Annotated in this window: 12 protein-coding genes and 1 other annotated feature; all 12 genes read left to right on the forward strand. The window is 45.1% G+C overall.

Features of this window, described 5'->3' with window-relative positions; all coding sequences use genetic code 11:
* Positions 1-58: 58 nt before the first annotated feature.
* The 12 genes from recJ (at position 59) to FED51_RS21055 (ending at position 13941) form a co-directional block, all read left to right on the forward strand.
* Entirely contained in the window at positions 59-2413 is a 2355-nt protein-coding gene (gene recJ / locus FED51_RS06855) for a single-stranded-DNA-specific exonuclease RecJ (RefSeq protein ID WP_053431589.1), read from the forward strand.
* On the forward strand, positions 2413-2928 hold the full coding sequence (locus tag FED51_RS06860; RefSeq protein ID WP_053431588.1) for an adenine phosphoribosyltransferase: 516 nt from the start codon (positions 2413-2415) through the stop codon (positions 2926-2928). The genes recJ and FED51_RS06860 overlap by 1 nt, the downstream gene beginning before the upstream one ends.
* 319 nt (positions 2929-3247) lie before the next feature.
* Positions 3248-5434, forward strand: a complete 2187-nt coding sequence (locus FED51_RS06865; RefSeq protein ID WP_053431587.1) for a RelA/SpoT family protein — start codon at positions 3248-3250, stop codon at positions 5432-5434.
* 28 nt (positions 5435-5462) lie between these two features.
* On the forward strand, positions 5463-5903 hold the full coding sequence (dtd, locus tag FED51_RS06870; RefSeq protein ID WP_053431586.1) for a D-aminoacyl-tRNA deacylase: 441 nt from the start codon (positions 5463-5465) through the stop codon (positions 5901-5903).
* Positions 5904-6277: 374 nt separating this feature from the next.
* A complete protein-coding gene (locus FED51_RS06875; RefSeq protein WP_053432010.1) occupies positions 6278-7552 on the forward strand; it encodes an ABC transporter substrate-binding protein in 1275 nt (424 codons plus the stop codon).
* 104 nt (positions 7553-7656) lie between these two features.
* Positions 7657-8994: an ABC transporter permease subunit gene (locus FED51_RS06880; RefSeq protein ID WP_053431585.1), complete on the forward strand. Its 1338-nt coding sequence runs from the start codon at positions 7657-7659 to the stop codon at positions 8992-8994.
* A 3-nt stretch (positions 8995-8997) separates the two neighbouring features.
* Positions 8998-9819, forward strand: coding sequence for a carbohydrate ABC transporter permease (locus FED51_RS06885; protein WP_053431584.1), 822 nt, complete (start codon positions 8998-9000; stop codon positions 9817-9819).
* Positions 9820-9833: 14 nt separating this feature from the next.
* Positions 9834-10556 (forward strand): ThuA domain-containing protein, encoded by a 723-nt coding sequence (locus FED51_RS06890; RefSeq protein WP_010897415.1) that lies wholly within the window; start codon positions 9834-9836, stop codon positions 10554-10556.
* Between the two features lie 41 nt (positions 10557-10597).
* On the forward strand, positions 10598-11620 hold the full coding sequence (locus tag FED51_RS06895) for a Gfo/Idh/MocA family protein (RefSeq protein WP_053432009.1): 1023 nt from the start codon (positions 10598-10600) through the stop codon (positions 11618-11620).
* A gap of 18 nt (positions 11621-11638) precedes the next feature.
* A complete protein-coding gene (locus FED51_RS06900; protein ID WP_053431583.1) occupies positions 11639-12607 on the forward strand; it encodes a sugar phosphate isomerase/epimerase family protein in 969 nt (322 codons plus the stop codon).
* 75 nt (positions 12608-12682) lie between these two features.
* Positions 12683-13699 (forward strand): LacI family DNA-binding transcriptional regulator, encoded by a 1017-nt coding sequence (locus FED51_RS06905; RefSeq protein ID WP_138090356.1) that lies wholly within the window; start codon positions 12683-12685, stop codon positions 13697-13699.
* A 68-nt stretch (positions 13700-13767) separates the two neighbouring features.
* Complete coding sequence (locus tag FED51_RS21055; protein ID WP_166740043.1) at positions 13768-13941, forward strand: hypothetical protein; 174 nt, start codon at positions 13768-13770, stop codon at positions 13939-13941.
* A gap of 56 nt (positions 13942-13997) precedes the next feature.
* Positions 13998-14228 (forward strand) — a binding site (T-box leader).
* The last annotated feature ends 11 nt before the right edge of the window (positions 14229-14239 follow it).

Genomic DNA, 14239 nt, shown 5'->3' on the forward strand with positions numbered 1-14239 from the left:
AACATCATTGTCACCCCTTAATCCCTCTAGTATAATAGGATGGTCAAGGGGTGTTCATATGCTAGAATCGAAAGCAAGATGGAACGTAGCAGAGCAGCTGGACGAACGAATCCGTCCGCTGCTTGAACATTTACATATAGAACCGATCGTTGCCAAACTTTTAGTGATTCGCGGGATCGACACGGTAGAAGAAGCGAAGACTTTTTTACAAGTGGACGAGTCCCTCCTTCATGATCCGTATGAGCTTGATGGAATGGAACAAGTGGTTGCTCGGGTCAGGCAAGCGATCAAGGCCGAGGAAAAGATTTTGATTTACGGTGATTATGATGCGGATGGCGTTAGCTCCACGTCCGTGATGGTCTATACATTGCGTGAGCTTGGAGCCCAGTTTGATTACTACATACCCAATCGGTTTACTGAAGGGTACGGTCCGAACGAAAACGCTCTCAGGTGGGCGAAGGAAGAAGGCTATCAACTAGTGATCACCGTTGATACCGGAATTGCAGCTGTTCATGAAGCAGAGGTTGCGAAAGAGATCGGACTAGATTTTATTGTGACGGATCATCATGAACCACCACCAGTGCTTCCAGATGCAGTGGCCATAATTAACCCGAAAAAGCCTGGCTGCTCTTACCCGTGCAAACACTTAGCTGGTGTTGGGGTCGCATTTAAACTAGCCCATGCCCTATTGGAACGGGTCCCCTATGATTTGCTCGATCTTGTGGCCATTGGCACGATTGCCGACTTAGTTCCTCTAACAGATGAAAATCGCTGGTTAGCAAAAGAAGGATTAAAGGCGATCGAAACAACGACGAAGCCAGGAATTCAGGCGTTGAAAAAAGTTTGCGGTTTTCATGAAGATAACGTTCAGGCGGAGCATGTCGGTTTTGGCATCGGTCCACGAATAAACGCCGCCGGACGCCTCGATTCGGCCAAACCGGCTGTTGAATTGTTGATCACCGATCAAGTAGAGACAGGGCAACAGCTTGCCGAACAAATCGATTTACTGAATAAAGAGCGCCAAGCAATTGTTTCAGAGATTGCTGCTGAAGCAATTAATCTAGTAAAAGAATTATATCCACCAGAAGACAATCACGTTCTCGTCGTCGGTGGACATGGTTGGAATCCTGGTGTCATTGGAATTGTCGCTTCCAGATTAGTGGAGACGTTTTACCGCCCGACGATCGTATTAAGTTATGATGAAGAAAAAGGAATAGCCAAAGGGTCCGCGCGGAGCATTGAAGGGTTTGATATGTTCCATGAGCTATCTAAAAATCGCGAGCTGTTGCCTCACTTTGGGGGACATCCAATGGCTGCGGGTTTGACGATGAGCCTTCAAGATGTAGACGAACTGAGAAAACGGATGAATGCTCAAGCACGGGAGGCGTTACGACCGGAAGATTTTATACCGATCACACGCATTGATGTGCAAGCGTCGGTCGATGAGATCTCCGTTTCTACCATCGAAAAAATGAATGCTCTCGCACCTTATGGCGTTGGCAATCCAGAACCGAAAGTCATGTTAACTGATGTGAAGATCGAAGGGATGCGGAAAATTGGCGCAGCATCAAATCATTTAAAAGTGACGTTTCAACAAAACGGTACAACCCTTGACGGGGTCGGCTTTCATTTAGGCCATTTATCCGATGAGATTTCGCCAACAGCTAGAGTTTCGGCCGTCGGAGTTTTGTCTATTAATGAATGGAACGGTCACGTCAAGCCACAATTAATGATTGAAGATTTGGCGGTGAACGAATGGCAGCTCTTCGACTGGCGCAGTGCACGGGTCGACATATTGTCTGAGCGGATCGTAGGCTTGCCAGAAGAGAAACGACTGCTTATAGCCTTCCGTGAGCAAACAGTACAGGCGTTAGGTTTAGCCTCGTTTAACGTGTTCGATGGAAATGACCTAGCAAATATCCCTAGCATGGAAAATCGCTACGTTGTTTTACTCGATCCCCCGGTGGAATCAAATCAGCTTTCCGCCCTTTTTGTTGAAGGAGGATGTCCAAGTCGGATTTATTCGATCTTCTATCAAGAGGAAGATTCGTATTTTTCAACGAATCCGACGCGAGAGCATTTTCGCTGGTTTTATGGTTTTTTAATGAAGCAAAAACAGTTTAATCTTCATACCCATGGAAGAAGGCTTGCCCATACCCGTGGTTGGACGGAAGAAACGATCTCATTCATGGCCAAGGTGTTTTTCGAACTAGGTTTTGTTACAATAAAAGATGGGGTGATCACGCTTGTGGAGGCACCCGAAAAAAAAGGCTTGGATCAATCGCGAACATTTCGAATGAAACAAGAACAAGCAACGATTGAACAGCAATTTGTTTATTCGTCCTATGAAGAGTTAAAGCAATGGTTCACTCGAGCGATTCAAGAACGTAAGATCAAGGAGACGATTCAGTGATGGATTTTAAACAGCATATTACAATTGTAGAAAACTTTCCAAAAGAAGGCATTCGATTTAAAGATATTACAACATTGATGCAAAACGGCGAAGTGTACAAGCGAGCAATTGACGAAATGGCACGATTTGCAAAGGAAAAGGAAGTGGATCTGGTCGTTGGACCCGAAGCTCGAGGATTTGTGGTTGGCTGTCCAATTGCCTATGCGATTGGCAAAGGGTTTGTTCCTGTAAGAAAGGCTGGAAAATTGCCGCGCGAAGTCATTTCTGTGGATTACGGACTAGAGTACGGAAAGGATCGTTTAACGATTCATCGAGATGCCATTCAGAAAGGTCAACGCGTGTTAATTGCCGATGATTTGCTTGCAACCGGCGGGACGATCGAGGCGACCGTTCAAATGGTAGAGCAACTTGGCGGTGAAGTTGTCGGGATTGCGTTCATGATAGAGCTTGGTTATTTAAATGGCCGTGATAAATTGGAAACGTACGATGTGTTCTCACTTACAACATATGAATAATGAACACCAAGCATCTGCCTAGCAGGTGCTTTTTTAAAACATTTGCAATGATAGAAGTGAATCTTTACTGTTGCCCAGTTTTCTCTTGATGCATGCTTATTTTAGAACGAGTGAACTAGCTATACAGATAAGAATCATGACGATTAGCAAATATGTGGAAACATTGTATCGATTTTGTTCGACAAAATTTATAGCTTTTCCTTTACATACGCTTCAATCTTAACGATAATAGAAGGTATTATAATAAAATGTAACAGTCGATCGTGTCACATGCTGACCATCGTTGATCGTCCTTAGGCGCTGTTCAAGAAATGGGTAGATGGGTGATTTCATGACCATAGATCAAGTCCTGGAAAAGGCAAGTCGCTATTTAGATGAGCATCATATTGAGTTTTTGCAGCGAGCGTATGAGTTTGCGGAGAAAGCCCACGCTGGCCAATATCGGAAATCAGGGGAACCGTATATTTTACACCCTGTTCAAGTGGCTGGCATTATCGTTGATCTTGAGCTTGATCCAAACACGGTTGCTGCCGCCTTCCTCCATGATGTCGTTGAAGATACGGATGTAACGGTGGAGGCGTTAGAAAAAGAATTTAACGAGCAGGTCGCCATGCTCGTTGACGGTGTGACAAAACTGAAAAAAATCAAATACAAATCAAAGGAAGAACAACAAGCGGAAAATCACCGGAAAATGCTTGTGGCTATGGCGAAAGACATTCGCGTCATTTTAATTAAGCTTGCGGATCGCCTTCATAACATGCGTACGTTACGCTACATGCCCCCTGAAAAACAGCGGATCACTTCGAACGAGACGCTGGAAATTTTCGCGCCTTTAGCACATCGCTTAGGGATTTCGACGATTAAATGGGAGCTTGAGGATATCGCGTTACGTTATTTGGATCCACAACAGTACTACCGAATTGTGAATCTCATGAAGAAAAAGCGTGCGGAGCGAGAAGAGTACATTGAAGATGTCATTGACAAGATCCGTAAACAATTGCAAGACATTAAAGTGGAGGCGGAAATTTCAGGTCGACCAAAACATATCTATAGCATCTACCGAAAAATGGTGCTACAAAACAAGCAGTTTAACGAAATTTATGACTTATTAGCTGTCAGAATTATCGTTAAAAATATTAAAGATTGTTACGCAGGTCTCGGGGTTATTCATACATGTTGGAAACCGATGCCTGGTCGGTTTAAAGATTACATTGCTATGCCGAAAGCAAACATGTACCAATCACTGCATACGACCGTTGTTGGCCCAAATGGGGATCCATTGGAAGTACAAATCCGTACAGAGGAAATGCACCGAGTGGCTGAGTACGGGGTGGCGGCTCATTGGGCGTACAAAGAAGGTAAAACTTTGGCTAACCCGATGGAGGACAAGTTAACATGGTTCAGGGAAATTCTTGAATGGCAAAACGATACGAACGATGCTCAAGAATTTATGGAATCGTTAAAGATGGACTTGTTCTCGGACATGGTATTTGTCTTTACTCCGAAAGGGGACGTCATCGAATTACCGAGGGGCTCTGTACCACTTGATTTTGCTTATCGTATTCATACAGAAATTGGCAATCGGTGTATTGGAGCAAAAGTAAACGGGAAAATGGTTCCTTTAGATCACCAGTTAAAAACGGGTGACATTGTGGAAGTTCTGACGTCGAAGCATTCATATGGGCCGAGTCAAGACTGGTTGAAAATTACGCAATCATCCCATGCCAAAAATAAAATTAAGCAATGGTTTAAAAAGGAACGGCGGGAAGAAAACATTGCGAAGGGTCGAGAATCAGTAGAAAAAGAAATTCGTATCCTAGACTTTGATCCGAAAGAAGTGTTAACACAGGAAAACATCCAGGCGGTGGCAAACAAGTTTAGCTTTGCAGGTGAAGAGGATATGTTTGCAGCGGCTGGTTATGGCGGTATTAGCCCGAAGCAAATCGCTAATCGCTTAACGGAAAAGCTGCGCAAACAACAGGATAAAGAAGAAGAACAATCGTTAGCAGAAGCGTTGTCCGAAGTGCAGAGCGTCGCACCGAAGAAAAAGACAACGATCGGTGTGCGGGTAAAAGGGGTCGACAATTTGTTGATCCGTTTATCACGCTGTTGCAACCCTGTTCCGGGAGACGAAATCGTCGGTTATATTACGAAGGGGCGAGGGGTATCGATCCATCGCCAAGACTGTCCGAACATTAACACAGAAGAAGCTAAAACACGACTTCTCCCAGTTGAGTGGGAAGGAGATAAAGAATCAAATAAAAATTACAATGTGGATATTGAGATTACAGGATTTGATCGGAATGGCTTATTGAACGAAGTCCTTCAGGCGGTGACGGAAAGCAAAACACTGATCAACGCTGTCTCAGGTCGTTCGGATCATCGAAATCGGGTGGCGACAATTCATATGACGATCTCTATTCACAACATCGACCACCTTCATAAAGTGGTTGAGAAAATTAAGCAGCTGAAGGACATTTATTCGGTCCGACGAGTGATGAATTAGAACGTTGGTTTTGTAGGAGTGACTAGTAATGAAAGTTGTGTTGCAACGAGCAAAACAGGCACAGGTAACAGTGGAAGGGGAAACTGTTGGTGCCATTGATCATGGCCTTGTTCTCCTTGTTGGTATTACCCATGGGGATACAGAGGAAGACGCTCGCTACCTTGCGGAGAAAATTGCTCATTTGCGTATTTTTGAAGATGAGGACGGGAAAATGAATCAATCGGTAAAAGATGCAGGTGGCGCCATATTGTCCATTTCCCAATTTACCCTTTATGGTGACTGTCGAAAAGGGAGACGTCCGAACTTTATGGAGGCGGCAAAACCGGAACATGCAGAACCGCTTTACGAGATGTTTAACAGCCATTTAGAGCAATTAGGCCTTCACGTGGAGACTGGCCGGTTTGGCGCCATGATGGACGTCCAGTTGATTAACGATGGACCTGTTACCTTACTAGTAGAAAGTAAATAGAGAAGGAAAGATCTGACTACATTCGGTCGGATCTTTTTTTCACTTTAAGGTTCTCGCTACCGCATTTGACGACAACTGAATGCGAGTGGATTTCCCGTCAACAGGAGCATCTCTCCTATCTCCAATGATGACAGCAAGACGATTAATATGTTAAATTTTCTGATTTTTAACAAAAAAATATTGACTGACCGTTATGTATACGCTTACAATTGTTTTGAGCAAATATATGAGAACGATTCCATAGGTGCTCAGAAAGAGGTGATCATGCGATAAATTTGAGTTATGTCCGTCTTGATGTGAAATCGATTCCATATGGGGGGATAAGCGTGAAAAAATTAAAAAAACGTTTTGTGCTAGGAACAGCAACTCTTGTCATGTCAGTAATGCTCGCAGCTTGCGGAGGTTCTGATCCAACAGATGAACCAGCAGAACCAACGGAGCCAGGTGATGAAACAGAAGAGGAAGCAACAGCCGATGATGAAGTTGTCACGATCACCTATGCGAGAGGCTATGATCAAACAGGTGGTAACGAGAAACTGATTGAAGCCTTTATGGAAAAGCACCCAAATATTAAAGTGGAGTTTCAAGAAATGCCTGCTGATACAGGCGCACAGCACTCGGCTTATGTGACAGCGTTCAGCGCACAAAGCTCAGAAATTGACGTGTTCGACGTCGACGTCATATGGCCTGCCGAATTTGCCCAAGCCAACTATGCTTTAGAATTAGACCGTTTTATTGAACGGGACGGAATTGATATGAATCAATACTTCCCAGGGACGGTACAGGCAGGGAATGTAGGAGGCATTCAATATGCGATGCCGAAATTTACAGATGCTGGTTTGCTCTATTATCGAAGCGACATCGTTGAAACACCACCATCAACGTGGGATGAGTTGCTTGAAATGGCAGAAGATTTACAAGGAGAAGAAGGCACTAAGTTTGGGTACTTAATGCAGGCGGCGCAATATGAAGGGATGGTCGTCAATGCGACCGAATTTATCGCAGCATATGGCGGTGCTGTCATTGATGAAAATGGTGAGGTTGTCATTAATTCACCAGAAGCGATTAAAGGTTTAGAGAAAATGAAAGAAATTGTTCAATCAGATGTTGTTCCAAGTGACATAACAAACTTTATGGAGACAGAGACGGCCAACTCCTTTATCCAAGGAAATGCAGTGTTTGCCCGCAACTGGCCATATATGCAAGCGCTTTCAGATGGCGATGAATCAAACGTTTCGGGAAATGTTGAATTCTCTCTCCTTCCAGCAGGAGATGCAGGAAATGCCGCTGGCCTTGGTGGCTGGATGGTGATGATTAATCGCTATTCTGAAAATGTTGATGCAGCGTGGGAGCTTGTGAAGTTTATGACTGGTCCTGAAGGGCAAAAAATTACGGCCATTCACGGAGGAAACGCGCCAACAATCGAAGCCCTTTACTCTGATGATGAGGTGCTTGAAGCTTCGCCACTATTTGCCAACGAGGAATTTGTGGAAACGTTGCAAAATGCCGTTCCGCGCCCAGTTTCACCGATTTACCCTGAAATCTCTGACATTATGCAAGTAGAAATTTCGAAGCTACTCGCAGGTGAACTTACAGCAGAGGAAGCCGTTCAAAACATGGAAGAAAAAATGAACGCAGCGATTAATTAATTCCGTACAAGATCAAAAAGATTTCTCTTTTTGATCATCCTTAAGGGAGGAGGCTAGCTCTCCTCCCTACAATCAATCATTTTTTCGAATAGAGGGTGGTGCTGATGGCGAAAAAAGGAAAGAGGGGCTTACGCTTTAGCTTGTCAGAAACACAGCTTGGCTATGCCATGGTAGCCCCAGCTTTAATACTCGTCATTGTGGTGACACTGTGGCCTGTGGCTTTATCCTTTTATAATAGTTTATTCGATTATCGATTAACGGACCCTACTCGGTCACAGACAATGCTCAGTTCGTCGGTAGATTTGGAAGCCTACGTGAACAACTATTATTATTTGGATCGATCGTTGGATCACCTGTCGACCTCTAGTGCTCCAGAGCATCAAGATATCTTTCAGGATATCGAACAATCGATCCGCCAATATCATGAGCAGTTACAAGCGGACAGTCACGTTAAAGAACGCTATGCAACGGTTGAGGAAATGGTCAATAACTACGAACCCGTTCGGGATCAAAGCCTTAAGTACGCGAAGCTCGATCGTGACATTGCAGAAGGATATCAGGCGGAGTTAAGCGAAGTATTATCAACGGTCGAACCGCTTATCACCGAAGCTGACCAAGAGCATGCTGAACTCTATCAAAACTTTTATCATTATGTGCAAAACATTGAAACAGCCATTCTAGAATCAAATTTTATCGGCTTTTCTCATTACGTAAATTATGTTCAAGATAGTCGAATGTGGGCTGCCATGTCCAATACGTTGTTTTTTACAGTGGTGTCCGTTGCTGCTGAGCTTGTACTAGGCCTTGCAATCGCCCTTTTGATTAACCGGACGTTTAAAGGGAGAGGTCTCGTCCGTGTCGCGGTCTTGATTCCGTGGGCGATTCCGACGGCAGTCGCGGCCATGATGTGGCGCTATTTATACGATGGTCAATTCGGAGTAATTGCCCACTATTTTGAACAGCTAGGGTTGATCTCAGATTCGTCTGTTCTTTTATCTACGGGTGCAGGCGCTATGTTCTCGATTATTTTCGCCGACGTTTGGAAAACGACGCCGTATATGGCTTTGCTCCTTTTGGCTGGACTACAAACAATTCCGAATAGCTTGTATGAAGCAGCTAAGGTGGACGGGGCCAATCGGATTCAAACCTTTTTTAAAATTACGCTGCCTTTATTGAAATCGGCGATTTTAGTTGCGTTACTGTTCCGTACCCTTGATGCGTTCCGCGTCTTCGATTTAATTTTCGTTTTAACCGGGGGTGGACCAGCTAACTCAACCGAATCGATTTCGATTTATGCGTACCGTACGCTATTTTCTCAGCAAAATTTCGGCGCAGGGTCCGCCTTGTCGGTCATTGTCTTTCTATCGGTAGCGCTCATTAGTTTTGCATTTATTAAATTTATCGGCTCCGATCTATTTGAAGGCCGTACGAGGAGGTCATAGGCGATGAAAAAGAAGAGTGGAGCTTCGTTTTATTTCTTCTTAATAGTTTTTGTATTTCTCGTCATGTTCCCATTCATTTGGGTGTTCTTAACATCGATTAAACCTCCCCGTGAGATTTTTGCTTCGTTTGCTTGGTTTTCGGCCGAGCCAACGTTTCAATCGTACGTAAATGCTGTGAATAACCGGCCATTGTTTACGTATATGATGAACAGTTTTGTCATTTCTTCGCTCACAACATTGATTGCCATTGCTTGTGCATCCCTTGCTGCATACGCATTAACGAGATTGCCGATTAAAGGAAAGGGCCTCATTCTCGGGACGGTTTTAGCAGCATCCATGTTCCCGCAAATTGCGATCATTACGCCGATTTATAGTTTTATTACTGACTTAGGCTTGCGTAATAGCTACTTCGGGTTAGTGATCCCGTATATTACGATCAGCCTTCCACTGGCCATCTGGATTTTAGCGACATTTTTTAAAAAGATTCCGTTCGAGCTGGAGGAGTCGGCAAAGCTTGATGGTGCCACCCCATTTCAAACGTTTCGCAAAATCATTTTCCCACTCGCGGCACCAGGCGTGTTCACGACGGCGATTCTCGTGTTTATTGCGGCATGGAATGAGTATTTATTTGCGTTAACGATTAACACGGCAGACCGCTGGCGAACCGTACCAGTCGGCTTGTCACTTTATGAAAGTCAATATACGATTCCGTGGGGAGATATTACAGCCGCGACGGTTATCGTCACGGTTCCCATTGTCATTATCGTATTATTGTTTCAACGGCGAATTGTTGCCGGACTAACATCAGGGTCTGTAAAAGAATAGGAGCGTGTATGAAAATGAACGTCTTGATTTGGAATGAGCACATTCATGAGCAAAACAACCCTCTCGTACAAAACGTGTACCCAGACGGCATTCATGGTGCGATCGCTTCGTGCTTTAAAGGAATGACAAACGTTCACGTACAGACAGCTACCCTTGCCGACAAAGAGCACGGGTTAACAGAGGAGCAACTGGCTAAAACAGATGTACTTATATGGTGGGGACATGTTGCCCACGATCAAGTGGAGGATCCAATTGTCGATCGTGTGCAAAAAAGAGTGCTGGAAGGCATGGGACTGCTCGTCCTTCATTCAGGGCATTTTTCGAAAATTTTCAAGCGGCTGATGGGGACTTCTTGTGATTTAAAATGGCGTGAAGCAGATGAAAAAGAGCGGATTTGGGTCGTTGATCCAAGTCATCCGATTGCTGAAGGAATTGGTGAATCCATTGTCCTTGAAAAAGAAGAAATGTACGGGGAGCATTTTGACATTCCTGTCCCTGATGAACTTGTGATGGTGAGTTGGTTTGAAGGAGGGGAAGTGTTCCGTAGCTGCGCAACGTATCGCCGTGGCAACGGAAAAGTTGTTTACTTCAGGCCAGGACATGAAACATATCCGACCTATTACCATGAGGATATTCGTAAGGTTATTGTGAACTGTGTGAAGTGGCTCGCACCTGTAAGGCGAGGTGGACCAGTTTACGGGAATGCCAAACCGCTTGAAACCATTTCAGAAAAGTAAGAAAATAACATGGAGAATGAATGGAAGGGAGAGGGATTCGCTTGAAAACATTACGAGTTGCTGTCATTGGTTGCGGCAGTATTGCCCAACATCGACATTTACCAGAGTATGAACAAAATCCTCATACGACCATTGTGGCCGTCTGTGATCCTGTTGAGGAACGGGCTAAAAAGGTAGCAAAATTATATGGAGCTATCGCTTACACCGACCACATGCAACTGTTGGAAAAGGAAGAGATTGATCTCGTGAGTGTTTGCACACCAAATGCATACCACGCTCCTATATCAATCGACGCCTTGAAGGCAGGGACACACGTTTTATGTGAGAAGCCGATGGCCACGTCGGCAGAGGAGTGCGAGGCGATGATTAAGGCGGCAGAAGAGGCGGGTATGTGCTTAATGATTGGGCACAACCAACGGTTTGTTTCGTCTCACGAGAAAGCGAGACAGCTCATTGCAACGGGGGACATCGGGAAAATTTACAGCTTCCGCACCACTTTTGGACATGGCGGTCCCGAAGGTTGGAGTGTGGATGGTGAAAATAGCTGGTTCTTCAAAAAAGATCAGGCTTTCATCGGGGCGATGGGTGATCTCGGTGTACATAAAGCCGATTTGCTTCGCTACCTTCTCGGGGAAGAAGTAGTTGAAGTGGGAGCGTTTGTGACGACTAGCGCGAAGCAGGGAGATGTGGATGATAATGCCGTTGCCATTTTAAAAACAGAATCAGGGATTGTCGGTACACTTACGGCAAGCTGGTCTTACGTAGCACAAGAGGATAATTCGACGGTTTTGTATGGAGAAAACGCCATCCTTCGATTAGAGGACGATCCTCACTATTCCCTTATCGTTCACTATAAAAATGGAGAAACCGTGAAATACGAATTAGGGCAAATACAGTCAAATGATGAAGGGGGTCAGACCGATTCTCGGGTGATCGCTCATTTTGTTAATAGTGTACTCGAGGGAAAAGAGCCACCGATTTCTGGAAAAGAAGGGTATGCGTCGTTAAACATCATTTTAGCAGCGATGGAGGCAAGCAGAACGGGGCGAACGATTAAGTTATAATGTAGGAGGTATCGGACGATGAAGTTAGGTGTATTTACGGTTCTCTATGGAAACCTTTCTTTCACTGAGATGCTTGAAAAAGTGAAAGGAGCGGGTGTGCAAGCAGTGGAAATCGGAACGGGCGGCTATCCTGGGGATGCGCACTGTCCAAGACAAGAACTTTTAACAAGCGCGGAAAAACGTAAGCGGTATCAAGAGGAGCTTGAACAGCGTGGTCTGCTCCTTGGTTCATTTAGTTGTCATGGCAACCCCTTGTCTCCGGATGAAGCATTTCGAAAAGAGAGCGATCAAGCGCTTCGTGAAACGATTGAACTGGCAGGGAAAATGAACGTTCCCGTCGTCAACTGTTTCTCGGGAACAGCAGGTGATCATGAAGGGGCTAAATATCCGAACTGGCCTGTCGCCCCTTGGCCGAACGAATATCGTCACATTCTTGAATGGCAGTGGGAAGAGAAGCTTATCCCGTACTGGAAGGAGATTGGTGAATGGGCCGAGACGCATGGCGTGAAGGTGGCGTTAGAACTCCACGGCGGTTTTCTCGTCCATACGCCGTATACCCTGCTCACATTGCGTAAAGCGACGTCTCCGGCGATCGGGGCTAATTTAGACCCGAGCCATCTTTGGTGGCAAGGAATTGACCCTGTGGCTGCGATCAAAATTCTCGGACGTGAGGGTGCGATTCATCATTTTCATGCAAAGGATACTTTTATTGACCAAGAGCAAGTCAATATGTATGGATTAACCGATATGCAACCATATACGCATATTCAAACTCGAGCATGGAATTTCCGCTCAGTCGGCTGCGGCCATGATATACATGAGTGGACGCAGATGATTAGCGCTTTACGCACATACGGTTACGATCATGTGATTAGCATTGAGCACGAAGATCCGCTTATGTCCATAGATGAAGGATTTGAGACGGCGGTTCGCAACTTAAAACCGCTGCTCATTAAAGAAAAACCGACCGAGATGTGGTGGGCTTAAGGGAATAGGTATGATTTGTAAAAAGGATCACCGTCATATGGACGCGATGATTCTAACGGTGAGGAATGATGTCACATGGCGACGATTAAAGAGGTAGCCCAATTAGCTGGATTATCGCGAACAACGGTTTCTCGTGTCATAAACAACCACCCATACGTTTCCGATGAGAAACGACAACAGGTTCTCGATGCGATGAAGCAACTTGGCTATGTTCCAAATTCCTCTGCACAGAGATTGAGGCGAAATAAAACGGAGACGATCGCCGTTGTCATCTCGCGCATCGTGAATCCTTTTTTTAGTGGATTAGTTGATGAAATGGAGCGTGTTGCTTCAGAACACGGCTATCAGCTTATTCTTTGCAACACGAGACAGAGCAAGGAAAAAGAATTAAGCTATTTAGAATTGTTGCGAACGAAGCAAGTCGACGGGATCATCATGGCTTCAATGCAAAATGAATGGGAAGTAATCGAGCCCTATACGGCTTACGGACCGATGGTCGCCTGCAACGAATATCGCCCGGGAATGTCGATCCCTCTCGTTCGTTTAAATCAAGAGGAAGCGGGTTATGTGGCGACTAAGCACCTTCTAGAGCTAGGGCATAGGAAAATTGCGTGTCTTGCTGGGAATAAGGCGATCCCGTTATCGGAAGATCGAAAAGCTGGCTATCTCCGTGCTTTACAAGAATACGGAATCAAGGCGAAGGAGGAGTGGACTTATTACCACGCCTTCTCCATTGATGACGGCAAGCGGTGGTTTCGCCTGTTTCAAACAATTGAAACAAATACCCGTCCGACCGCTGTGTTTACAGGAAGTGATGAAGTGGCGGCAGGGATCTTAAGTGAAGCGAAGGTCCACGGATGGAACATCCCAAAGGATTTAGCGATTGTTGGTTTTGACAACCAACAAATTGCCACCCTAGTCACCCCAAGATTAACGACCATTGAACAACCCATTTCTCTCATTGGTCGCCGAGCATTAGAGGTGATGTTTATGCTTCTTGATGAGCAGATAAACGACCTTCCTCCTTTTGAGGAACGTTTACCGTTCCGCCTCATTGTCAGGGAGTCGACGGTTCTTGCGATAAACATGTAAATTGAGTGAAAGAAATGGAAGAGTTTTGACCATGCTAGAACTAATAGACGCTTGAAAGGAGAAGCACTATGCGTTCTAGTATTCGTCCAGCTACGTTGGAGCAGCGGTTGCCTGTCTCACCATGGTTCGAAATCGGTGAGTTAATGGGCGAGCACCAAAGGCTTGAGCAAGAGGTCGTGTCCCCTAATGGAATAATGCCACATGACGCCAAACGGTCCCGCTGTAATCATAGAAGACAATAACCTATTGACACAGCTTGCGTTCATTCGTATGATAGTAAGCAACAACATACTGCGAATGGTTTCCGATGAAGAGGAAAAGTAATTAAGATCTGTTTTCAAAGAGAGGAAGGTCAGCGGCTGAAAGCCTTCTAAAACAGCCTTAATGAATGAACACCTTTGAGGAGTCTTTCTGAACGCAATCGTTAGTAGGAGAGAACGTAGGCAGGCGTTATCTGCATTTGAGTGGAAGCATGTCATATCATGCTTCAATTAGGGTGGCACCACGGGAATCAACTCTCGTCCCTGATGGATAATACAT

Source organism: Halalkalibacterium halodurans, from assembly GCF_005671335.1.
Taxonomy (GTDB): Bacteria; Bacillota; Bacilli; order Bacillales; family Bacillaceae_D; genus Halalkalibacterium; species Halalkalibacterium halodurans.